This window comes from Plantibacter sp. MCCC 1A11337, from assembly GCF_013349365.1.
GTDB lineage: Bacteria > Actinomycetota > Actinomycetes > Actinomycetales > Microbacteriaceae > Plantibacter > Plantibacter flavus_A.
The window spans coordinates 595,190-617,318 of sequence record NZ_JABJWX010000001.1 but is presented as its reverse complement, the minus strand read 5'-3'; the positions used below and the strand labels follow the sequence as shown (position 1 = coordinate 617,318).

Below are 22,129 nucleotides of genomic sequence, written 5' to 3'. Positions count from 1 at the left end.
GGCCCCCGCGACCGACAGCGCTCCACAGGCTCGCTTCGCCGCTCGCTCGTCGACGACAGACCCACCTCCGGGTAACGCGCCTCGTCTGCACGCTTGGCTGGATGCCAGGAGGTGCACATGGCACGGAAGGACGAACTCGGCCGACGCGGCGAGCAGGTGGCGGCGGATCATCTCGAGGCGTGCGGATACCGCATCCTCGACCGCAATTGGCGATGCCCGCAGGGTGAACTCGATCTCGTCGCGGACGACGACGGCACGCTGGTCTTCGTCGAGGTGAAGACCCGTTCCGGCATCGGCTTCGGTGATCCCTCGGAGGCGGTCACCCCGAGCAAGCTGGCCCGGATCGGTCGCCTCGCCGGAGCCTGGTGTGCTGAGCACCGACCGCGATCGAGGCGGATGCGCGTCGACGTCGTCGGCATCGTGCTGCCGTCCGAAGGCGACATGCGACTCCAGCACCTGCGGGGAGTCTCCTGATGGCCGTCGCACGCACCTGGTCGGTCGCACTCGCCGGCCTCACGGGCGCGATCGTGGAGGTCGAGGCGTCTGCCGCCGCGACCGTGCCGGGTATGGCGATCGTCGGTCTTCCCGACAAATCGCTCGGGGAGGCCGCGCACCGCATCAAGAGTGCGACGGCGAACTCCGGCTGCGAGCTGCCCGGCGGCAAGCTCACGATCAACCTGTCTCCCGCGTCGCTGCCCAAGCAGGGGAGCGCATTCGACCTCTCGATGGCGATCGCCTGCCTCGCCGTCGGCGGTCTGGTGCGCCGGGAGTCCGTCGAGCGGGTCGTCCACCTCGGTGAGCTCGGGCTCGACGGTCGGCTCCGTCCGCTCGTCGGCGTACTACCGGCCGTCCTCGCCGTCGCCCGCGCCGGTTACGACGCGGTGATGGTGCCGACCGCCAACGTCGACGAGGCGCAACTCGTGCCCGGCGTCACGGTGATCGGGGCGACCTCGCTGCGTGATGCGGCCATCTGGCACGGTGCGGAACTCTCCGCGATCGACCTCGAACCCGTCCGACAGCGGGTCGATCGGCTGCCCGTGCCCGACCCACTCGATCTCGCGGACGTGGTCGGACAGCCGGATGCTGTCGACGCGATGGTCGCGGCGGCGGCCGGCGGGCACCACGTCATGATGGTCGGACCTCCCGGGGCAGGCAAGACGATGCTGGCCGCCCGGCTCCCCGAGATCCTTCCCGACCTCGACGCCGAGGCCGCGGTCGAGGTCAGCTGCCTCCGCTCGCTCATCGGTCTGCCGCCGGACGGCGCGCTCGCCCGACGACCACCGTGGGAGAGCCCGCACCACTCGTCATCGGCGGCGGCGATCATCGGTGGCGGTTCGCGCCAGATCCGGCCCGGAGCAGCCGCGCGCGCGGCGCACGGCGTGCTCTTCCTCGACGAAGCACCGGAGTTCCGCGCCGACGTCCTCGACTCACTGCGTCAGCCACTCGAAGCCGGTGTGGTCACCGTGCATCGTGCGCACGGCAGCGCGACGTTCCCGGCAGCCTTCCAACTCGTTCTCGCCGCGAACCCCTGCCCCTGCGGTCAGTACGGCACTGCGGACGGGGTCTGTACCTGTTCACCGCAGGCCCGTCGACGCTATCTCGGGCGGATTTCGGGGCCGCTCCTCGACCGGATCGACATCCGCGTGCGGGTGCACCGGATCACCTCGGCACTGACGAGTCTTTCGCAGGAGGGTGGGGTCTCCACCGCCGAGGCTCGTTCCCGCGTCGAAGCGGTGCGGGCCGCGAGCGCCGAGCGGTTGGCCGGGACCGGCTGGACGACGAACGCACAGGCGAGCGGCACCTGGCTCAGGAGCCCGCGGATGCGGCTGCCCGGATCCGTCACCAGCGCGTTGGACCGCTCCCTCGAGCGGGGAGGCATCACGATGCGTGGCTACGACCGCATCCTCCGATTGAGCTGGACGCTCGCCGACCTCGACGGGGCCGAAAGCCCCACAGCCGAGCACTTGGGGCGCGCCCTCTTCCTGCGGAAGGGCATCTCATGAGTGCGTGGTTCGGTTTGGACCGCGGGTTGGTCGAACGCCTCGTCCGAGGCCTCGGCGGCCTGGAACAGGTCGAGGCCGCGGGCAGTCCGCGCGCAGATGGAGGTGCCGAGGACGTCTCGGAGGCCGGTGATGACGTCGGCGCCGCCGCGATCCGGGCGGCGTTCGCTCGGGCGGCCTGGACGATGATCGCCGAACCGGGCGACGGCGTCGCCGGGCTCGTGGTCGGTGCGCTCGGCCCTGCGGGCGCACTGTCAGCGGTCCTGAAACGGGTGGGGCCGACCGAACTGCATCGCCGCATCCTCGGCAGCGAGTGGTCGGGCGGCTCGGGCTCGACGTCGGCCGATGCCGAGTCAGACGATCCCGCTGCGATGCCGGCGTCCCGTGTGCTCGGAAGTGCACTGGAACGCTGGCGGCCCCGGCTCGTCTCGGCCGACCTCGTCGCCGCGTGTGAGACGGCGATCGAGGTCGGCGTCCGACTCCTCCTGCCTGGCGCTCCGGGCTGGCATGCGGGGTTCGAGCACCTCGGTGTGCACGCGCCGCACGCCCTCTGGCTGCGCGGCTCTCCCGATGTGCCTGCGGGAGAACGCGCCATCGCGTTGGTCGGTGCCCGGGCCGCGTCCGGTTACGGCGAGCACGTCACCCTCGAGGCGGCGGCCGGGCTCGTCGATCGGGGCTTCGTGATCGTTTCGGGTGCCGCCTACGGCATCGACGGCGCGGCGCACCGAGCCGCCCTCGGGAGCGGAGGCGTGACCGTGGCCTACCTCGCAGGTGGGGTCGATCGGCCATACCCTGCCGGTCACGACGCGCTCATCCGTCGGATCCGCGAGGCCGGCGGAGCCGTCATCAGCGAATCACCGTGCGGGTCCACACCCTCGAAATGGCGTTTCCTGCAGCGGAACCGACTCATCGCCGCAGCCTCTGCTGCGACGGTGGTCATGGAGGCAGGAGATCGCTCCGGCTCGATCAACACGGCGGGTCATGCCGCGTCCCTCGGGCGTCCGCTCGGGGCCGTGCCCGGCCCGGTCACGAGTCCGTCGTCGGCTGGCTGTCACCGGTTGATCCGTGAGTACGCCGCCACGTGCGTGACGAACGCCGCGCAGATGGCGGAGCTCGCCGGGTGGACCGCGGTCGACGCGGATGCGCAGGCGTTCGCCTCTCCGGAGGAACGCCGTGTCCGCGATGTGCTGAGCGCCCGCTCGCCGCGCACCGTCGAGGCGCTCGCGAAAGCGAGTGGTCTGAGTCCTCGCGAGGTCACCGGCGTGCTCGGTGCGCTCGATCTCGCCGGGGCCGTCGAGGAACGGGAGCGCGGGTGGGTGCTCGTCGGGGGAAGGGCGTGAGGTGATCGCTCGGCGGGGGAAGGCCACGGCGTCGGACGCGTGGGGCATGCTGTCCACGTGGACATCTGGAGCAGCATCGACGGGTTCTCGGAGCACCTCGCTTCCGAGCGTCGGCTGTCGCCGCAGACCGTTCGCGCCTACGCCTCCGATCTTCGGCAGCTCGCCGACTTCGCCACCGGACGCGACGTCGAGCTCGTCGACGGCGTGACGCTGGACCTCCTGCGCGACTGGCTCTGGGCCGCTTCCGAGGCCGGCTCGTCCAAGGCGACGCTCGCGCGACGCACCGCCACGGCGAAGGCCTGGAGCGCTTGGCTCCTCCGCACCGGCAGGGTCGCTTCGGACGTCGCAGCACGTCTCCGGAGTCCGAAGACGGGTCGGACCCTGCCACGCGTCGTCGGCCGGGGCCCGTTCGACGACCTCCTCGCGGGGCTCGAGGACCGCGCCGCATCGGGGGAGCCGAACGCCCTCCGCGACCTCGCCGTCGTCGAACTGCTCTACGCCTCGGCCCTTCGCGTGTCCGAGCTGTGCGGACTCGACCGGGACGACCTCGACCTCGACCGACTCACCGTCCGGGTCACGGGCAAAGGCGACAAGGAGCGGGTCGTACCGTTCGGCGTCCCCGCTCAGTCGGCGATCGTCGACTACCTCACGAGCGCCCGCCCGCAGCTGGTCGCCCGTGCAGCCGCGAACGACCGCGGACCGACGCCCGGCGCAGCCCTCTTCCTCGGCGCGCGCGGAGGGCGGCTCGGCCCGCGCTCCGTCTACACACTCGTCGCCCGGCTCCTCGACGCCGTGCCCGGTGGCGGTCCGGCAGGGCCTCACGCCCTGCGGCACACCGCCGCGACACACCTGCTCGACGGAGGAGCGGACCTCCGCGCCGTCCAAGAACTCCTCGGCCACGCGAGTCTCGCGACGACGCAGATCTACACGCACGTCTCCGTCGAACGCATCAAGGAGAGCTACCGCAACGCCCACCCGCGGGCCTGAGTCCCCGCGGTCAGCGGGAGCAGGACGGCCGGCGGCACCTCGCCGAGCAGCAGCATCGGATTGACGTAGACGCCGTCGAGCCGCACCCCGAAGTGCACGCAGCCGTCGGCGCAGTGCCCGCCGACGCCGACCGTCCCGATCGGTGCCCCACGGGTCACGCGGCTACCGACGTCGACCCAACCCACCACCGGCTCGATGCTCGAGACGTGTCCGTCGTCGTGCCGGATCACGACGAGTGGGCGGTCGACCACCGTCCCGCTGAACGTCACGACGCCGGCGGCTGCGGCGGCCACCGGCTGACCGAGCGATGCCGCGATGTCGACACCCCGGTGGCCGGCGCTGTACGGGTCGGGCGGCGCGACGAACGGCTCGGTGACGACGTGCGGGGGAGCGATCGGCCAGCTCCAGGCCGGCGCCGCTCCGGACGTGCTCACGGGTGCGAGGAGCACCAGGCAGGAGATGAGGAACCAACTGGCGATCGAGGTCATCATGATCCGAGCCTGACGGGCGCGGGCGAGCGAGTGCGGGTGGGGCGCCTCGAAGCGGGGAGACGGACCTCGTCGGACGGTCTGTGGAGCGCCGTCACCACAGTGGCCTGATGCTATGCTGAACGGAGCACCTCGCTCGTCGGGGTGACTACGCGTGCCATTTCGGCCACCACTTCCAATCGGTCCTCGCTCTCCGGAGCGTGGCGGACGTGCGCCGGGCACCAGGGACGAGGCCATCCGGTCCGTCAGACAACCGAGGCACTCCCACCCGTCCGCGTCAGCGGTGCGGTGGCGAGCGCAGAACAGGAGAACGGCTCATGGCCGTCGTAACCATCCGCCAGCTGCTCGACAGCGGCGTGCACTTCGGGCACCAGACCCGCCGTTGGAACCCGAAGATGAAGCGCTTCATCTTCACCGAGCGTTCCGGCATCTACATCATCGACCTGCAGCAGTCGCTCGGCTACATCGACCAGGCTTTCGACTTCGTCAAGGAGACGGTCGCCCACGGCGGCACCATCCTCTTCGTCGGCACGAAGAAGCAGGCGCAGGAAGTCATCGCCGAGCAGGCGACGCGCGTCGGCCAGCCCTACGTCAACCAGCGTTGGCTCGGTGGCCTCCTCACCAACTTCCAGACGGTGTCGAAGCGACTCGCCCGCATGAAGGAGCTCGAGGAGCTCGACTTCGAAGACGCCTCCAAGAGCGGCTTCACCAAGAAGGAACTCCTCATCAAGAAGCGCGAGCTGGACAAGCTCCACAAGTCGCTCGGTGGTATCCGCAACCTCTCGAAGACGCCGTCGGCGCTCTGGGTCGTCGACACCAAGAAGGAGCACCTCGCGATCGACGAGGCGCGCAAGCTCGGCATCCCGGTCATCGGCATCCTGGACACCAACTGCGACCCCGACGAGGTCACCTACCCGATCCCGGGTAACGACGACGCGATCCGTTCCGTCGGCCTGCTGACGCGCATCATCGCCGACGCCGCCGCCGAGGGTCTCATCCAGCGCCACCAGAAGCCGACCGAGGGCGACGCCCCGGCCGAGCCGCTCGCCGAGTGGGAGCAGGAGCTGCTCCAGGGCGGCGAGCAGGGTTCCGCCGAGACCGAGAAGGTCGCCGATGAGGCGATCGCCGCGACCGACGCCGTCGAGGCAGCCCCGGCTGTCGAAGACGTCGAGGTCGCTGCAACCGAGTCCGCCGCCGACGCCGAGGGCGCAGCTGCCGCCGTCGTCGCCGACGAGAAGTAATCAAGGAGGACACCAGCAATGGCCAACTTTTCTCTCGCTGACCTGAAGGTGCTGCGCGAGCAGCTCGGCACCGGCATGGTCGACACCAAGAACGCACTCGTCGAAGCCGATGGCGACGTCGAGAAGGCGACCGAGATCCTGCGTCTCAAGGGTGCGAAGGGCAACGCGAAGCGTGCCGACCGCTCCACGAGCGAGGGCCTCGTCGCTGCGAAGGAGAACGGCGACACCGCCACGCTCATCGAGCTCGCCTGCGAGACCGACTTCGTCGCGAAGGGTGAGAAGTTCCTCGCCCTGGCCGACCTCGTCCTCGACGCGGTCGTCGCCGCCGGCGCGACCACCGTCGAAGAGGGGAACGCGGCTCCGGCCGACGGCAAGACCGTCGCCGAGGTCATCGCGGACTCCGCTGCGATCATCGGTGAGAAGTTCGAGCTCCGCCGCCTCGCGGTGGTGCACGGTGAGCACTTCGCCGTCTACCTCCACAAGACCAACAAGGACCTGCCCGCGCAGGTCGGTGTGGTCGTCGGCTACTCGGGCGACGACGCGGAGACGGCTCGCAGCATCGCGCAGCACATCTCGTTCGCCAACCCGTCCTACCTCAGCCGCGACGACGTCCCGGCCGACGAGGTCGAGAAGGAGCGCGAGATCGTCACCGAGATCTCGAAGAACGAGGGCAAGCCCGAGGCCGCACTGCCGAAGATCGTCGAGGGCCGCGTGACCTCGTACTTCAAGCAGGTCGCGCTCCTCGAGCAGGACTACGCCAAGGACAACAAGCTGTCCGTGCAGAAGGTGCTCGCTGACGCGGGCCTCACCGTGACCGGGTTCGCCCGCTTCAAGGTCGGCGCGTAGCAGTTGTGACGGGGTCCGGATCGCCAGTGGCGATCCGGACCCCTTTGCGTGCGCGGGCATACCCGTGCACGTGGGATCGGTGACGATCCGGTCAGCGAGTCGACCACTGTCGCGGACAGCGGGCGGCTCCTGACGCTAAGTTGTGTGAGGGACGAGGAAGGACAGGCGGATGCCGGAGAAGAAGCGCAGGGTACTGCTCAAGCTGTCAGGTGAGGCGTTCGGAGGCGGCCAGTTGGGCGTCAACCCCGACGTGGTCGGGTCGATCGCCCGCGAGATCGCTGAAGCGACCGCCGAGGTCGAGGTCGCAGTGGTCGTCGGAGGCGGCAACTTCTTCCGCGGAGCCGAGCTCAGCCAGCGCGGCATGGACCGCGGCCGAGCCGACTACATGGGCATGCTCGGAACGGTCATGAACGCCCTGGCCCTCCAGGACTTCCTGGAGCAGGCCGGCGCCGCCACGCGCGTGCAGTCGGCCATCGCGATGACGCAGGTCGCCGAGCCGTACATCCCGCTCCGCGCCGAGCGCCACCTCGAGAAGGGTCGCGTCGTCATCTTCGGAGCGGGCGCCGGACTCCCGTACTTCTCGACCGACACCGTCTCGGCACAGCGCGCGCTCGAGATCGGAGCCGTCGAGGTCCTCGTCGCCAAGAACGGCGTCGACGGCGTCTACACCGCCGACCCCCGCGTCGACCCGACCGCGACGAAGATCGACACCATCTCCTATCAGGAGGCGCTCCAGCGCGGCCTCAAGGTCGTCGACTCGACGGCCTTCAGCCTCTGCATGGACAACGGCATGCCGATGCGCGTCTTCGGCATGGAGCCGGCCGGCAACGTCACGGCGGCCATCCGCGGTGCCGCGATCGGCACCCTCGTCACCTCCGCATAGGCGGCAGGGCGGCCAGGCCGAGGCCCGCCGCCCGACTAGACTGAACCCAGAAATGCAATCAAAGGAGTGCTCGTGATCGCGGATGTCCTCTCGGATGTTGGTACCCGGATGTCGAAGGCCGTCGAGGCCGCGAAGGATGACTTCGCCACGGTGCGTACGGGTCGCGCCAACCCCCAGCTGTTCCAGAAGGTCCTGGTGAGCTACTACGGCACGCCGACGCCGCTGGCGCAGCTCGCCTCCCTGCAGAACCAGGAAGCGCGCACCATCGTCGTGACGCCCTACGACAAGTCCGCACTGCGCGACATCGAGCAGGCGATCCGTGACATCCCGAACCTCGGCGCCAACCCGACGAACGACGGCACCGTCATCCGGGTCACCATGCCAGAGCTGACCGCTGAGCGTCGCAAGGAGTACGTGAAGATCGTCCGCGGCAAGGGTGAAGACGCGAAGGTGTCGATCCGCAACATCCGTCGCAAGGGCAAGGACGACCTCGAGGCGCTCAAGAGCGAGGTCGGCGACGACGACGTCGCACGCGGCGAGAAGGAACTCGAGGCCGTCACGAAGTCGCACATCGACGCCGTCGACGCCGCGCTGAAGGCCAAGGAGACCGAGCTGCTCTCCATCTGAGCCGCTGTCCCACCGCTGATTCCGTTCGCCGACCGGTCCCTCGACCGCCGGCACGCCCGCTGGAGGTACCTGTGGAAGACGATGTCGCTCCCGGGCGATCGAGCGATCCGTCGCAACCCGAACCCGGCCGGTCTGGGAAGTCGGGTCCGCAGGAATTGCGTTCCCAGCTGAAGGACCGCCGCGCGAAGTTCGAGCGGCAGGTCGACGCCAAACGTGCCGACATCGAACGGCAGGTCCAGGCGACGAAGGCGCAGTTCGACGCGACGAACGAACGCATCGAGGCACGCGTCGGTCGGAACCTCGTGAACGCCATCCTCATCGGGGTGGCCGCGGGCGGCATCATGCTCGTGAGTCTGATCATCTTCAAGGTGATCTTCGTCGTCCTGGCCTCGGCCGTGGTGGCCTTCGCCACGCTTGAGCTGCGGAAGGCCCTCGAGCAGACCGGGCGCCGGGTGCCGGCGATCCCGACCGTGATCTCCGCCGTCGCGATGCAGCCGGCGGCGTTCTTCCTCCACGACGTCTGGCGTTGGTCCGTCGTCCTGCTCGGCATCCTGCTCGTCATCGTCTGGCGCGTGGCCGAGCAGGCCATCGCTTCGAAGCGGACCGACCTTCCCACGCTCGTCCGCGACCTCGCGTCCGGGACGTTCATCCAGGTGTACGTCCCCTTCCTCGCCTCCTTCGCCGTGTTCCTGGTCGCCCAGCCCGAGGGCGAGTGGTGGACGCTGGCGTTCCTGATCCTCGTCATCTGCGTCGACGTCGGCGCGTATGTGAGCGGCCTGTCGTTCGGTAAGCACAAGATGGCGCCGGTGATCAGCCCGAACAAGACCTGGGAGGGCTTCGCCGGGGCGGGTGTCGTCTCGGTCGTGGCCGGTGTGCTGCTCGCGATCCTCATGCTCGGTGTGCCGTGGTGGGTCGGTGTCCTGCTCGGCCTGCTGCTCCTCGGCAGTGCCACGGTCGGCGACCTCGCCGAGTCGCTCATCAAGCGCGACATCGGCGTGAAGGACATGAGCTCGTGGCTTCCCGGGCACGGGGGATTCCTCGACCGCCTGGACTCGATCCTGCCGTCGGCGGTCGTCGCCTACGTGGTCTACCTGCTGTTCGGCGGACTCGCGGTCTGAGCTCTGGCCCGGTCCGATTTCGCCCGATCAGCCCCTCATGGGGGAGAATGGTCCGGTGAGCACGATCTTCCCCACCTCAAAGCGTTCGAAGCGTGGCTACGATCCGGCCGAGGTCGACGAGTTCCTCGACCGCGCTCGCGCCGCCTACGGGCAGGACGCCGACGCCGACGCGGATGCGACCCTGAGCGCGGAGGACATCCGGCACGTGGCGTTCCGGCTCGTCCGGGGCGGCTACAGCACCGAGCACGTCGACGCGGCGCTCGAGCGACTCGAGGACGCCTTCTCGCTCCGCGAGCGGGAACGGTCGGTCGAGGAGCGCGGCGCCAAGGAGTGGCTGCGCGACGCCCGCGGCACCGCGCAGGTCATCCTCAACCGGCTGACCAGGCCGGAGGGCCAACGGTTCCAGCGCGTGAGCCTGCTCGCCCGTGGCTACAGCCGGAAGGACGTGGACGCCCTCGCGGACCGCCTCGTCGCCTACTTCCACGACGGCACACCGCTCAACATCGATCGCGTCCGCACGGCCGTGTTCCGCAACGAATGGGCCGGATACCGCGAGTCGCAGGTCGACGCACTGCTCGACAGCGTCGTGGACGTCATGCTGGCGGTTCGCTGAGCGTCGGGCGACCAGGTGGCCTGATCAGGCATTCTCGGCTACCATCGATGCATCGTGCCTCAAGACTCAACTGACGTGACCCCGTGGAAACCATCAGCCCAGCCGAACACCGGTAAGGCGGTGCAGTCGTACCGTCGTCCGCGCTCTCGGGGCAAGAAGGTCCTCGGGATCTTCGCCGCGACGGCTGCATTCGGCTTCGTCGCCGTGACGATGGTCGACCCGACCTCCAGCGTCGTGGCGTCCTCCTATGCGGAGAAGCAGGCGCAGTTCGGTGGCAACGCGGCGCAGTCCGTCGTCGCGAGCTCGAACTACCAGTACACTTTCGCCCGCGACAGCTACGAGGTCGTCGCTCCGCCGCCGCCGCCTCCCGTGGCGACGCCGGCCGCGACCGACGGCGGTTCCTCGTCCACGGGCAGCGCTCCCGCGGCAGGCACGCCCGACCCGGGTACGGCTCAGGCGATCGCCTACGACATGGTCATGGCCAACGGCTGGGGCGAGGGCGAGTACAGCTGCCTCGTCTCCCTGTGGAACCGTGAGTCGGGGTGGAACGTGTACGCCTACAACGCCAGTTCTGGCGCCACGGGTATCCCGCAGGCGCTTCCCGGCTCCAAGATGGCCTCGGCCGGAGCCGACTGGGCCACCAACCCCGCGACGCAGATCACCTGGGGTCTCGGGTACATCACGAGTCGGTACAGCACGCCGTGCGGCGCGTGGGCCCACTCGGAGTCCAACGGCTGGTACTGACCGGAACCGCCTCCCGACACGGTCGTGGAGGCTGAGCCTAGACTTGACCCATGCCCCGACACCACCGCCACCGGCCACGGCCCGGCGACGACGAGGGTAACGGTCTCGAACGGCTGATGGCAGGGTGGAAACGCACCGAGGACCATCGAGACGGATCCTGGTTCGTCCAGCCCGTCAGCGGTTCCAGTGCGCAGAAGACCTACGTGTGTCCTGGATGCGGACAGTCGATCCCGCCCGGCACCGCACATGTGGTGACGTGGCGCGCCGACGGGGTCCTGGGCGACCAGGCCGACATCGCTGCCCGGCGGCATTGGCACTCCCACTGCTGGCGGATCCGGTGAACGCCCGCACGCCGCGAATCGACCCGACCACACTGCCCCGGAGGACTGACTCATGACCGACACCATCGAGATCCGTGGTGGCGCCGAGCTCCCCGCCGTCCGCGAGGAGATCGAGCTGCATACGGCCGACGGCCTCACCCTCGTCGGCGAGCTCGCGGTGCCGGCCGACGGCGAGATCGTCGCGACCCTGGTGACGCTCCACCCGCTGCCGACCGCCGGCGGGTTCATGGACTCCCATGTGCTCCGGAAGGCCGCGGCGCGCCTGCCTGCGCTCGCGGGGATCGCGGTGCTCCGCTTCAACACCCGCGGCACCTCGTCTCCTCGAGGGACGAGCGACGGCGCCTTCGACGGCGGCGTCGGCGAGCGGGCCGACGTCGAGGCCGCGCTCGCGTTCGTGGCCGAGCGCGGGCTTCCGCACCCGTGGATCGTGGGATGGTCGTTCGGGACCGAGCTGGCCCTGAAGTACGGGCGCGACCCGGCCGTCGAGGGAGTGATCCTCCTGTCTCCGCCGCTGCACCGCACGACGGAGGACGAGCTCCGGGCCTGGGCCGGCGACGACCGGCCGATGGTCGTCCTCGTGCCCGAGTTCGACGACTACCTCCGACCCGCGGAAGCGGCGGAACGGTTCGGCGTCCTCCCCGGGGTCACGCTCGTCCCGGTGGACGGCGCCAAGCACCTGTGGGTGGGGGAGAGCCAGACCCGACGCGTGCTCACCGAGATCGTCGCTGCAGTGCGTCCCGAGGCGCTGCCGCTGCCGACCCACTGGCCGGCTCCCGGCCTCCCAGCGGCCGTCTAGCCGCCTCTCAGTCATTTCCGATAGCCTAAACCACCTGCGTCTCCTGCCGGCCCGACCCGCCGGATCCCGTCGGACGCAGGATCACCCGCGTCGTTCCGACGCCAGAGGAGAGTAATCCGTGCGTTTCGTTCTCGCCATCGCCGCGTTCGTCGTGGCAGCCGTCATGATCGTGACGGGAATCGCGCAACGGACCGTGTTCCTCTCGCCCGGCACCTTCAGCCTGTCGACGACGGTCGACAGCGGAGACCGGTTCATCGTCATCCCCGGGAGCGTGCTGCAGTCGCAGCCGGGAGCGCAGTCCATCGTGGCGGGCGCGGGCGGCGACACGCAGGTGTTCATGAGCTACGGGCGCTCCGACGACATCACGGCCTGGCTCGGCGACGAGCCCTACAGCCGCGTGGGCGTCAACAGTGCCGGTACCGCCCTGACGACCACGACCGTCACGGCCGAGGCGGACGCCACCGACGACGACGGGGCGACCCCGAGTCCCGAGCCGTCGGCGACGCCGGCCCCCGAGGCCAGCGACGACACCACCACCGCCGAGAAGGGCCCGGACCCGCGCGGATCCGACCTCTGGCTCGGTGAGTACGACGAGGCGGGCGCGGTCATCGCGACGATGAACCTGCCGAAGGACATCGACGTGCTCATCGCGACCGACGGCTCGGCCGCAGCTCCGGATTCCCTCCGACTCTCCTGGCCACTCGACAACGCCACCCCGTGGGCCGGTCCGCTGATCGCCGGTGGCATCCTCGTGCTCCTCGCCGGCATCGTGCTCTACCTCTCGGGGATCCAGCGCATGCGTCGCTCGCGAGGCCCGCGTCGCAAGGGTCCGGGACAAGGACAGAAGGGCATCACGAAGATGTCGAGACAACCGAAGCCGCGCCGCCCCCGTGAACTCGGAGCCGGTAAGACGAAGCGCTCCCCGCTGCGCCGGTCACTCGTCGTGGGCGTACCGCTCGTCCTCATCGGGACCCTGGGCCTGAGTGGCTGCTCCCAGGACTACTGGCCGACCATCGGAGCGCCGTCACCGACGCCCACCGTCACCGCGACGGATCTGCCGGCCGACAGCCAAGACCAGGACTTCGCCGCGCCCGTCGTCACCGTGCCACAGGTCGAGCGGATCGTGTCGCGGATCTCGACGGCGGCGTCCGAGGCCGATGCTGCGCTCGACGGCACCGCTGCAGCCGTCCGGTTCTCCGGGCCGGCTCTCGAGGAGCGCACGGCGAACTACGCCCTCCGCTCGAAGGTGGCCGACGCCGCCGGGGCGACGCCCATCCCCGCGTCGCCAGTCACGCTCACCCTGCCCCAGGCGACGGATGCCTGGCCTCGGACGGTCATGACCGCCATCCAGGACAAGGCCGACGAGACGGTGTCGCCGACGGTCCTCGTGATGACCCAGCAGGACCCGCGGTCGAATTACCAGGTCGTCTACGCGGAGAAGCTCCTCGAGGGCGCCCGACTCGAGAACGTCGCGCCCGCGACCATCGGTGCCGCGAGCGTCCCGCCGGACTCGAAGTTGCTCGTCATGCCGCCGGAGGAGATCGCCGCGGCATACGCCGACATCATCACCAACGGCGATGCGAGCACCTTCGCCGGCATGTTCAACGCCGATGGTGACGTCTTCCGGACGCAGGTCGCTGCGGACCGCGCCACGAAGGCCGCGAACCTGCCGACGACGGCGAGCATCGCCTTCTCGGCGGCCGCCGGTACCGGCCCGAACGTCGCACTGGCGACCAACGACTCGGGTGCGATCGTCGCCGTCAACGTGCAGGAGGGCGAGGTGGTCTCGGTGGTCACGGCCGGTGCTACCGTGAAACCCTCGGGTGCGGTCGCCGCGCTCTCCGGGATCACCGAGAGCGCGAAGGGGACGCAGGCCACCTACGGCGACCAGCTCCTGTTCTACGTGCCAGCCGTCAACTCCGGAGAGAAGATCACCTTGCTCGGATTCACCCAGACCCTCATCGCCGCATCGGAGCTCCCGTGAGTGCCGCGGAGCCGAGCGCAGCACACCTGCGCGGCGCCGTCGACCTCTCCGGCCTCGCTCGTCGCCACCAGACGCCGCCCGCGGGCGCGTCGACGCAGGCGGGCGCACCGGCAGAGGAGCCCGGCGCGACGACCGGCCAGACCGTCCAGGTCCCGTCCCTGGTCTTCGACGCGACGGATGACGGGTTCGGTCAGGTCGTCGAGCTGTCCTCCGTGGTCCCCGTCGTCATCGACCTCTGGGCCGAGTGGTGCGGACCGTGCAAGCAGCTCTCCCCGGTGCTCGAACGCCTCGCCGCCGAATACGCCGGCCGCTTCGTGCTCGCCAAGGTCGACGTCGACGCGAACCCGCAGCTCTCCCAGGCGTTCCAGGCGCAGTCGATCCCGATGGTCGTCGCCGTCGTCGGCGGACGCCCGGTGCCGATGTTCAACGGCGCCATCCCGGAGTCGCAGGTGCGCGACGTGATCGAGCAGTTGCTGCAGCTGGCCGGACAGAACGGGGTCTCCGGTCGGGCCGTCGTCGCCGAAGGGGACGCCGCAGCTCCAGCCGAACCCGTGGAGGAGCCGCTGCCGCCCCTCCACGCCGAGGCGTACGAAGCCATCGAGCGTGCCGACTACCCGACGGCCATCGCCGCGTACGAGAAGGCCATCGCGCAGAATCCGAAGGACGACATGGCCGTGGCCGGCCTCGCTCAGGTCCGTCTGCTGCACCGCCTCACGGGGAAGACCCTCGATGAGATCCGCGCGCGCGCCGCTGCTGCTCCCGCCGACCTCGACGCCCAGCTGGCCGTCGCCGACCTCGACCTCTCCGGAGGACACCTCGAGGACGCCTTCGACCGTCTGCTGACGCTGTTCCCCGACCTCGACCAGTCGGGTAAGGACACCGTCCGGACGCGCCTGCTCGAGCTCTTCCAGGTCGCCGGCGTCACCGATCCGCGCGTCATGAAGGCCAGGGCCCGGTTGACAGGCCTCCTCTACTGACCGACCGATGCACGACGAAGGCCCGCCTCCCGAGGGAGGCGGGCCTTCGTCGTGCATCCGGGTGCTGCGGAAGCCTGATCAGCCGACGTGCTTGAGCCAGATCATGCCGAGCGGGGGGAGCGTGAGCTCGGCGGAAGCCGGGCGTCCTGCCCACGGTGACGCCGACGCCTCGACCGATCCGTAGTTGCCCACGCCGGATCCGCCGTACTCCACGGCGTCGGTGTTGAGGAGTTCCTCCCACCGACCGGCGCGAGGCAGGCCGACCCGGTACGGGCCGACGGGGGCGCCGGAGAAGTTGACCAGTGCGGCGATCACGTTGCCGTCGTCGTCCCAGCGCAGGAAGGAGAGCACGCTGTTCTGCGCGTCCCCGGCGTCGAGCCATTCGAAGCCGGCGGCGTCGTGGTCCAGGGCCCAGAGCGCCGGGTGCTCCGTGTACACGGCGTTGAGTCGGGACACGAGGCCGAGCAGCGCCCGGTGGCTCGGCTGGTCCAGGATCCACCAGTCCAGACCGCGTTCCTCAGACCATTCGGAGGGCTGACCGAACTCCTGGCCCATGAAGAGCAACTGCTTGCCGGGGTGGGCCCACATGAAGGCGAGGTAGGCGCGCATGTTCGCGAGTTGCTGCCAGTGGTCACCGGGCATCTTGGCGAGGAGGGAGCCCTTGCCGTGGACGACCTCGTCGTGGCTGATCGGCAGGAGGAAGCTCTCGCTGAAGGCGTAGACCATCGAGAAGGTGATCTCGCCGTGGTGGTGTGACCGGTAGAGCGGGTCGTGCTCGATGTACTGGAGCGAGTCGTGCATCCAGCCCATGTTCCACTTCAGGCCGAACCCGAGACCGCCCGCGCTCGTCGGCGCCGTGACGCCGGGCCAACTCGTCGACTCCTCGGCGATCATGACGATCCCGGGGTTCCGCCGGTAGGCCGTCGCGTTCGCTTCCTGGAGGAGACTGATCGCTTCGAGGTTCTCGCGCCCGCCGTGGACGTTCGGCAGCCACTCGCCGTCCTTCCGCGAATAGTCGAGGTACAGCATCGAGGCGACGGCGTCGACGCGCAGGCCGTCGACGTGGAACTCCTCGAGCCAGTAGAGGGCGTTGGCCACCAGGAAGTTCTTGACCTGGGGCTGCCCGAAGTCGAAGACGAGGGTGCCCCAGTCCGGCTGTTCGCCACGTCGCGGGTCGGGGTGCTCGTAGAGGGGCTGACCGTCGAAGTTCGCGAGGGCCCACTCGTCCTTGGGGAAGTGGCCGGGCACCCAGTCCATGAGGACGCCGATCCCTGCGCCGTGGAGACGGTCGATCAGGTACTTCAGGTCGTCGCTCGAACCGAAGCGGCTCGTCGGTGCGTAGTAGCCGGTGACCTGGTACCCCCAGGAGCCGCCGAAGGGATGCTCGGCGAGCGGCATGAACTCGACGTGCGTGTAGCCGAGTTCCGCGATGTACTCGATGAGCTGGTCCGCGAGGTCCCGGTAACTGAGCCCGGGACGCCAGGAGCCGACGTGCAGCTCGTAGACGCTCATGGGTCCGTTGTGCGGATCGCTCGCGGCTCTCCGATCGAGCCACGCCTCGTCGGTCCAGCGGTAGTCGCTGACACCGGTCACGGATGCGGTGGCGGGGGAGCGCTCGGTGAACCGGGCCATCGGGTCGGACCGACGGACCCAGTCGCCGCGCTGGGTCAGGATCTCGAAGCGGTACAGCTCGCCGGCGCCGATGGTGGGGATGAACAGCTCCCAGACACCCGTCGCACCCATGTTGCGCATGGCGTGCGCCGTGCCGTCCCAGGAGTTGAGGTCGCCGATGACCCGGACCGCGCGTGCGTGGGGTGCCCAGACGGCGAACGCGGTGCCGGCGACCGACTCGGTGACCCCACGCAGCTCGGTGACGTGGGCGCCCAAGGCGTCCCAGAGTCGTTCGTGGCGACCCTCGCCGATGAGGTGCAGGTCGAGTTCGCCGATCGACGGCGCGAACCGGTACGGGTCGTCGGCGTTCCAGATCGATCCGTCGCTGTAGCGGGCGTCGAGCGTGTAGTCGATGATGCCGTCGACGTGGAAGCCCTGCCAGATGCCGGCGCGGACGTGCGCGAGCTCGACGCGCGCACCGTTGGCGAGCACCGCCGTCACCTGCTCGGCCAGCGGGCGTCTGGCCCGGACGACCACGAGGGGGTCGCTCACCCCGCCCAGGTCGATCAGGTGCTGGCCCAGGATCTCGTGCGGATCGTGGTAGCGGCCCTCCGCGACGGCGTCGAGGATCCAGTCCTCGACGGAGGGGAGCGGGAGCTCCCGCGGCGCCGGTGTGGCGTCGACCGGCATCGGTGCTGCTCGACGGCCGGAGCGCTTCGGCGCAGCGGCTCCGTCTGGGGTCACGGGGCTGGTCGTCATGGTCGGATCCTCACGCTCAGGATGTGCACGGGCTCGGTGAAGGCGTCGAGGCGCACGAAGTTGCTGTCGGACCAGATCCACTCGGCTCCCGTGACGAGGTCGGTGACGTCGAAGCTGCCGCCCGGGACGCCACCGAACACGGTCTGGTCGAGGTGCACCATGGTCTGTCGGACCGAGTGCGGATCGAGGTTGGCGACGACGAGCAGGGTGTCGTGCTCACCGGTGCCGGTGAACCGCTGGTCGAGATGCTTGCTGAAGACGAGGATCTGGTCGTCGTCGCTCCAGTGGAAGCTGATGTTGCGCAACTGCCGGAGGGCGGGATGCGCCCGCCGGATCCGGTTGAGCAGGGTGAGGTACGGCGACAGCGAGGTGCCGGCGGCCTCCGCAGCGGCCCAGTCCCGCGGACGGTACTCGAACTTCTCGCTGTCGATGTTCTCCTCGGCACCGGGACGGGCGACGTTCTCGATGAGCTCGTACCCGGCGTAGACCCCCCACGTCGGCGCGGCGGTCGCAGCGATCGCCGCGCGCACCTTGTACGCCGCCCGACCACCGAACTGGAGGTACTCGGTGAGGATGTCCGGCGTGTTGACGAACAGGTTGGGCCGGAGGAAGTCGGCGGTCTCGGTCGCCGCCGCGCCGAGGAACTCCTCGAGCTCCTCCTTCGTGTTGCGCCAGGTGAAGTAGGTGTAGCTCTGCTGGAACCCGACCTTCGCGAGACCCTGCAGCAGGGCCGGACGGGTGAAGGCCTCCGCCAGGAACACGACGTCGGGGTCCGTCCGGTTGACGGTCGCGAGCAACCACTCCCAGAAGTCGAGCGGCTTGGTGTGGGGGTTGTCGACGCGGAAGATGCGGACGCCGAGCGAGATCCAGTGGCGGACGATGCGCAACACCTCGGCCCGGATGCCCTCCGGGTCGTTGTCGAAGTTGACCGGGTAGATGTCCTGGTACTTCTTCGGCGGGTTCTCGGCGTACGCGATCGTGCCGTCGGGGAGGGTCGTGAACCACTCGGGGTGCTCGGTCACCCAGGGGTGGTCCGGCGACGCCTGGAGGGCGAGATCGAGGGCGACCTCCAGGCCGACCTTCTTCGCCTGGCGGACGAAGGCGACGAAGTCCTTCTCCGTGCCGAGGTCGGGATGGATCGCGTCATGACCGCCCGCGGCACCACCGATCGCCCAAGGTGAGCCCGGGTCGTGCTCGCCGGGCGTGAGCGTGTTGTTCGGTCCCTTGCGGAACGTCACGCCGATGGGGTGGATGGGCGGCAGGTAGAGGACGTCGAACCCCATCGCGGCGACGGCCGGCAACCGCCCGGCTGCGCTGCGGAAGGTGCCCGACGTCCACGAGCCGTCCGGGTTCCGCTCAGCACCCTCCGACCGTGGGAAGAACTCGTACCAGGAACCGACGCCGGCCCGGGTGCGCTCGACGCGGACCACTCGCTCGTCGCTCGTGCTCGTGAGACCGGCGAACGGCCGGCGGTCGGCGATGGCGAGGAGTTCGGGGTCGTCGAGCACCGCGAACCGGGCTTCCGGCTCGGCCTCGGTGTCGCGGAGGAGCTTGGCGGCGGCGGTGAGGAAGCGGCGGTCCTTCGCCGGGCGGAGCTTGTCCGTCGCGGCGCGCTCGAGGAGTTCGGCGCCGATGAGGTACATGAGCTCGACGTCGACACCGGCCTCGATCTTGACCCGGGCGTTGTGCTCCCAGGTCGCGAACTCGTCGGCGAAGGCACGGACCTGGTACCGCCAGGTGCCCTCCGTCGCGAGTTGGACCTCGACCTCGAAGCGGTCCGTGCCCGGGGCGCCGGGGGACATCCGATGCGCGACCGTCTTGCCGCGCGGGTCGGTCAACAGGAGCTCGACGCCGATGAGGTCGTGCCCTTCGCGGAACGCGGTCGCGCCGAACGGCACCACCTCGCCCGAGAACGCCTTGGCCGGCCAACGGCCACCTTCGACCGAGGGCGTCGGATCCAGGATCGGGATGCGCCCGATGTTCGGGGACAGCGTGAGCGACACCGGTCCGGCGTCGTCGACGGTGGAGGACTGCGGTACTGACTTCGGCATAGTGCGTTCCATCTCCTTCGGTGCCACTGGTCCGACCGTACCGCGAAACGACCACCGATGAAGGGGCGCGCGGGGTGTCGCGCGTCATGCTAAGGCCTCGGGTGCTGCCGTGTCCTGAGCGGCCACCGCGGTTGCCCTAGAGTGAGCGCGTGAAGGCTATCCGCAGGTTTACCGTCCGCGCGCTCATCCCCGAGTCCCTGACCTCGCTCACCGCCCTCGCTGCGAACCTGCGGTGGTCGTGGCACGAGCCGACGCAGCGCCTGTTCGACGAGATCGCACCGGACGTCTGGCGCGAGTCCGACCATGATCCGATCAGCGGCCTCGGACTCGTGACACCGGAGCGACTGGCGGAACTCGCCGCCGATGCGGACTTCGTCGGTCGGGCCGACGCCTTGCACGCCGACCTCCGCCGGTATCTGGAGGAGCCGCGGTGGTACCAGGGCCTCCCTGACCCGAAACCACAGACGATCGCCTACTTCTCGCCCGAATTCGGTATCGCCGCGGCCTTGCCGCAGTACTCGGGTGGCCTCGGCATCCTCGCCGGCGACCACCTGAAGAGCGCGTCAGACCTGGGGGTGCCGCTCGTCGGCGTGGGCCTCCTCTACCGCTCCGGATACTTCGCGCAGTCGATCACGAACGACGGCTGGCAGCAGGAGTCCTACCCCGTGCAGGACCCCGACGGACTCCCGGTCGCGGTGCTCCGGGAGCCGGACGGGACACCGGTCACCGTCACCCTGGCGCTCCCGGACGACCGGAGCCTGTCGGCACGGGTCTGGATCGCCGAAGTCGGTCGGGTCCCACTGCTGTTGCTCGACACGGACATCCCCGAGAACGTCGCCGAGCTGCGCGGCGTGACGGACCGGTTGTACGGCGGTGGCGGCGAGCATCGACTCCTGCAGGAACTCCTCCTCGGCATCGGCGGCGTCCGAGCGATCAAGCAATGGAGCGAGCTCACGGACCACGCGCTGCCGCAGGTCTACCACTCCAACGAAGGCCACGCCGGTTTCCTGGGGCTCGAGCGGATCAGCGACCTCGTCGGGAACGGACTCTCCTTCGACGAGGCGCTGCAGCTCGTACGCGGCGGGACCGTCTTCACGACACACACCCCCGTTCCGGCCGGGATCGACCGGTTCGACCGTGAGGTGATCACGCGCTACTTCAGCGGTGACCTGCTTCCGGGCGTCGCCGCACAGGACGCCCTCGCACTCGGCGACGAGACGGCGAACGGCGGCTCGGCCGAGGTGTTCAACCTGGCGATCATGGGCCTGCGTCTGGCGCAGCGCGCGAACGGCGTCAGTCGGTTGCACGGTGAGGTGAGCCGGGCGATGTTCCGAGGGCTCTGGCCCGGCTTCGACGTCTCGGACGTGCCGATCACGTCGATCACGAACGGTGTCCACGCCCCGAGCTGGACGGATCCATCGCTCGTCGACCTCGCCGTGGACCGGTGGGGGACGACCGACACGAGTCGGGCGGACTGGTCCGATCCGTCGCTCTCGGACGCCGAGCTCTGGTCGCGCAAGCACGGGATGCGGGAGCGCCTCGTCGCCGACGTGCGGCGCCGGATCGCCGATGGGTATCGGACCCAAAACCCGCAAGCGGTGCTCCCGTCCTGGATCGACGAACTGCTCGACCCCGAGGTGTTGACGATCGGGTTCGCCCGGCGGGTGCCGAGCTACAAGCGGCTCACCCTCATGCTGCGCGATCCCGACCGACTGCGCGCGATCCTGCTCCACCCCGAACGGCCCGTCCAGATCGTCGTAGCGGGCAAGGCACACCCGGCGGACGACGACGGCAAGCGGCTCATCCAGCGCCTCGTACAGTTCGCCCAGGATCCCGAGCTCCGATCGCGCATCGTCTTCCTGCCGGACTACGGCATCGGGATGGCCAAGACGCTCTACCCCGGCTGTGACGTGTGGTTGAACAACCCGCTGCGTCCCCTCGAGGCCTGCGGGACCTCCGGCATGAAGGCCGCACTCAACGGAGCACTGAACCTGTCGATCCTCGACGGATGGTGGAACGAGTACGCGGACGGCGAGAACGGTTGGGTCATCCCGTCGGCGGACGGGGCGGCGGACGACGAGGAACGCGACGCCCTCGAGGCCACGGCGCTGTACGAGATCCTCGAGCACCAGCTGGTACCGCGGTTCTACGAGCGCGAGGACGACGGGCTGCCGCAGCGCTGGATGCAGATGGTGCGACACACGATCTCGACGCTGTCCGAACCGCTCAGCGCCGACCGCATGGTCCGCGAGTACACGGAGCGCATGTACCTCCCGGCGGCGGCGATGGAGCGCGAGCTGAACGCGTCCGATCAGCAGCGGGCACGCGAGCTGGCAGCCTACAAGCAGCGGGTGCGCGAGGCCTGGCCACAGCTGGCGGTCGCCCATGTCGAGAGCGGCGGTGTCGACGCGGTCCCGCAGGTCGGTGACGTGCTGCGGCTGCGCGCCTACGTCCAACTGGGATCGCTGTCACCCGAGGACGTGACCGTCGAGGTGGTCTACGGGGTGCCCGGTGCCGGGGGTGAACTGCTCGACATCCGGACGCAGCCGCTCGAGCAGCAGCAGTCCCCGTCGACGAGTCGGCCGGAGCACACACTCGAGTACGCCGGAACGCTTCCCCTCGATCGGGCCGGCGGGTTCGGGTACACGGTGCGCATCGTGCCGAGACACGAGCTGCTCCTCACCCCCGCGGAGCTCGGGCTCGTCGCCGTGGCGGACCAGTAG

19 protein-coding genes are annotated in these 22,129 nt (G+C 69.7%); 16 read left to right on the top strand and 3 right to left on the bottom strand.

Annotated elements, in window-relative coordinates; translation table 11 throughout:
- Nucleotides 1-117 precede the first annotated feature (117 nt).
- The 4 genes from HOW07_RS02810 to HOW07_RS02795 are packed head-to-tail and all read left to right on the top strand — an operon-like array spanning nucleotide 118 to nucleotide 4,327.
- Nucleotides 118-474 carry a YraN family protein gene (locus tag HOW07_RS02810; protein ID WP_175116029.1) on the top strand — a complete coding sequence of 119 codons (357 nt, stop codon included), beginning with the start codon at nucleotides 118-120 and terminating at the stop codon, nucleotides 472-474.
- Nucleotides 474-2,003, top strand: a complete 1,530-nt coding sequence (locus tag HOW07_RS02805; protein ID WP_175116028.1) for a YifB family Mg chelatase-like AAA ATPase — start codon at nucleotides 474-476, stop codon at nucleotides 2,001-2,003. Before HOW07_RS02810 ends, HOW07_RS02805 begins: the two co-directional genes overlap by 1 nt.
- Nucleotides 2,000-3,340, top strand: coding sequence for a DNA-processing protein DprA (dprA, locus tag HOW07_RS02800; RefSeq protein WP_175116027.1), 1,341 nt, complete (start codon nucleotides 2,000-2,002; stop codon nucleotides 3,338-3,340). Before HOW07_RS02805 ends, dprA begins: the two co-directional genes overlap by 4 nt.
- A 57-nt stretch (nucleotides 3,341-3,397) precedes the next feature.
- On the top strand, nucleotides 3,398-4,327 hold the full coding sequence (locus HOW07_RS02795) for a tyrosine recombinase XerC (RefSeq protein ID WP_175116026.1): 930 nt from the start codon (nucleotides 3,398-3,400) through the stop codon (nucleotides 4,325-4,327).
- On the opposite strand, the gene HOW07_RS02790 is transcribed toward HOW07_RS02795, so the two are convergent.
- The gene (locus tag HOW07_RS02790) at nucleotides 4,300-4,818 is read right to left on the bottom strand and encodes a M23 family metallopeptidase (protein WP_175116025.1); all 519 of its coding nucleotides are present in this window, start codon (nucleotides 4,816-4,818) and stop codon (nucleotides 4,300-4,302) included. The two genes, HOW07_RS02795 and HOW07_RS02790, sit on opposite strands and share 28 nt — an antisense overlap.
- A 314-nt stretch (nucleotides 4,819-5,132) precedes the next feature.
- Here HOW07_RS02790 and rpsB point away from each other — a divergent pair, with 314 nt between their 5' ends.
- The 11 genes from rpsB to HOW07_RS02740 all read left to right on the top strand — a co-directional run bounded on the left by rpsB (nucleotide 5,133) and on the right by HOW07_RS02740 (nucleotide 14,985).
- Nucleotides 5,133-6,056: a 30S ribosomal protein S2 gene (gene rpsB, locus HOW07_RS02785; protein ID WP_064295105.1), complete on the top strand. Its 924-nt coding sequence runs from the start codon at nucleotides 5,133-5,135 to the stop codon at nucleotides 6,054-6,056.
- Between the two features lie 18 nt (nucleotides 6,057-6,074).
- Nucleotides 6,075-6,902, top strand: a complete 828-nt coding sequence (gene tsf / locus HOW07_RS02780; RefSeq protein ID WP_079002272.1) for a translation elongation factor Ts — start codon at nucleotides 6,075-6,077, stop codon at nucleotides 6,900-6,902.
- Between the two features lie 169 nt (nucleotides 6,903-7,071).
- Nucleotides 7,072-7,785, top strand: coding sequence for a UMP kinase (gene pyrH / locus HOW07_RS02775; protein ID WP_056006822.1), 714 nt, complete (start codon nucleotides 7,072-7,074; stop codon nucleotides 7,783-7,785).
- 72 nt (nucleotides 7,786-7,857) lie between these two features.
- Nucleotides 7,858-8,412, top strand: a complete 555-nt coding sequence (gene frr, locus HOW07_RS02770; RefSeq protein ID WP_064295107.1) for a ribosome recycling factor — start codon at nucleotides 7,858-7,860, stop codon at nucleotides 8,410-8,412.
- Nucleotides 8,413-8,567: 155 nt separating this feature from the next.
- Nucleotides 8,568-9,530, top strand: coding sequence for a phosphatidate cytidylyltransferase (locus HOW07_RS02765; RefSeq protein WP_254628156.1), 963 nt, complete (start codon nucleotides 8,568-8,570; stop codon nucleotides 9,528-9,530).
- A 55-nt stretch (nucleotides 9,531-9,585) separates the two neighbouring features.
- Nucleotides 9,586-10,143: a DivIVA domain-containing protein gene (locus HOW07_RS02760; RefSeq protein WP_285039205.1), complete on the top strand. Its 558-nt coding sequence runs from the start codon at nucleotides 9,586-9,588 to the stop codon at nucleotides 10,141-10,143.
- Nucleotides 10,144-10,218: 75 nt separating this feature from the next.
- Entirely contained in the window at nucleotides 10,219-10,887 is a 669-nt protein-coding gene (locus tag HOW07_RS19145) for a lytic transglycosylase domain-containing protein (protein ID WP_285039204.1), read from the top strand.
- A gap of 50 nt (nucleotides 10,888-10,937) precedes the next feature.
- Complete coding sequence (locus HOW07_RS19255; RefSeq protein ID WP_071260877.1) at nucleotides 10,938-11,228, top strand: hypothetical protein; 291 nt, start codon at nucleotides 10,938-10,940, stop codon at nucleotides 11,226-11,228.
- 52 nt (nucleotides 11,229-11,280) lie between these two features.
- Nucleotides 11,281-12,024 (top strand): alpha/beta hydrolase, encoded by a 744-nt coding sequence (locus HOW07_RS02750; RefSeq protein ID WP_121290243.1) that lies wholly within the window; start codon nucleotides 11,281-11,283, stop codon nucleotides 12,022-12,024.
- Nucleotides 12,025-12,142: 118 nt separating this feature from the next.
- Nucleotides 12,143-14,008, top strand: a complete 1,866-nt coding sequence (locus tag HOW07_RS02745; protein WP_175116023.1) for a hypothetical protein — start codon at nucleotides 12,143-12,145, stop codon at nucleotides 14,006-14,008.
- Nucleotides 14,005-14,985, top strand: a complete 981-nt coding sequence (locus HOW07_RS02740) for a tetratricopeptide repeat protein (protein ID WP_175116022.1) — start codon at nucleotides 14,005-14,007, stop codon at nucleotides 14,983-14,985. Before HOW07_RS02745 ends, HOW07_RS02740 begins: the two co-directional genes overlap by 4 nt.
- Before the next feature lie 78 nt (nucleotides 14,986-15,063).
- Here the strand turns inward: HOW07_RS02740 and glgB are convergent, their stop codons facing one another.
- Nucleotides 15,064-17,286 (bottom strand): 1,4-alpha-glucan branching protein GlgB, encoded by a 2,223-nt coding sequence (gene glgB, locus HOW07_RS02735; protein WP_254628211.1) that lies wholly within the window; start codon nucleotides 17,284-17,286, stop codon nucleotides 15,064-15,066.
- A 65-nt stretch (nucleotides 17,287-17,351) separates the two neighbouring features.
- Nucleotides 17,352-19,406 carry an alpha-1,4-glucan--maltose-1-phosphate maltosyltransferase gene (locus HOW07_RS02730; protein WP_121290249.1) on the bottom strand — a complete coding sequence of 685 codons (2,055 nt, stop codon included), beginning with the start codon at nucleotides 19,404-19,406 and terminating at the stop codon, nucleotides 17,352-17,354.
- A gap of 149 nt (nucleotides 19,407-19,555) precedes the next feature.
- Here HOW07_RS02730 and glgP point away from each other — a divergent pair, with 149 nt between their 5' ends.
- On the top strand, nucleotides 19,556-22,129 hold the full coding sequence (gene glgP / locus HOW07_RS02725; protein WP_121290251.1) for an alpha-glucan family phosphorylase: 2,574 nt from the start codon (nucleotides 19,556-19,558) through the stop codon (nucleotides 22,127-22,129).

Coding starts and splice junctions, on each gene's coding strand:
- HOW07_RS02810 (WP_175116029.1), top strand. CDS start 118: ATGGCACGGAAGGACGAACTCGGCCGACGCGGCGAGCAGGTGGCGGCG.
- HOW07_RS02805 (WP_175116028.1), top strand. CDS start 474: ATGGCCGTCGCACGCACCTGGTCGGTCGCACTCGCCGGCCTCACGGGC.
- dprA (WP_175116027.1), top strand. CDS start 2,000: ATGAGTGCGTGGTTCGGTTTGGACCGCGGGTTGGTCGAACGCCTCGTC.
- HOW07_RS02790 (WP_175116025.1), bottom strand. CDS start 4,818: ATGATGACCTCGATCGCCAGTTGGTTCCTCATCTCCTGCCTGGTGCTC.
- rpsB (WP_064295105.1), top strand. CDS start 5,133: ATGGCCGTCGTAACCATCCGCCAGCTGCTCGACAGCGGCGTGCACTTC.
- tsf (WP_079002272.1), top strand. CDS start 6,075: ATGGCCAACTTTTCTCTCGCTGACCTGAAGGTGCTGCGCGAGCAGCTC.
- pyrH (WP_056006822.1), top strand. CDS start 7,072: ATGCCGGAGAAGAAGCGCAGGGTACTGCTCAAGCTGTCAGGTGAGGCG.
- HOW07_RS19255 (WP_071260877.1), top strand. CDS start 10,938: ATGCCCCGACACCACCGCCACCGGCCACGGCCCGGCGACGACGAGGGT.
- HOW07_RS02750 (WP_121290243.1), top strand. CDS start 11,281: ATGACCGACACCATCGAGATCCGTGGTGGCGCCGAGCTCCCCGCCGTC.
- glgB (WP_254628211.1), bottom strand. CDS start 17,286: ATGCCGGTCGACGCCACACCGGCGCCGCGGGAGCTCCCGCTCCCCTCC.
- HOW07_RS02730 (WP_121290249.1), bottom strand. CDS start 19,406: ATGCCGAAGTCAGTACCGCAGTCCTCCACCGTCGACGACGCCGGACCG.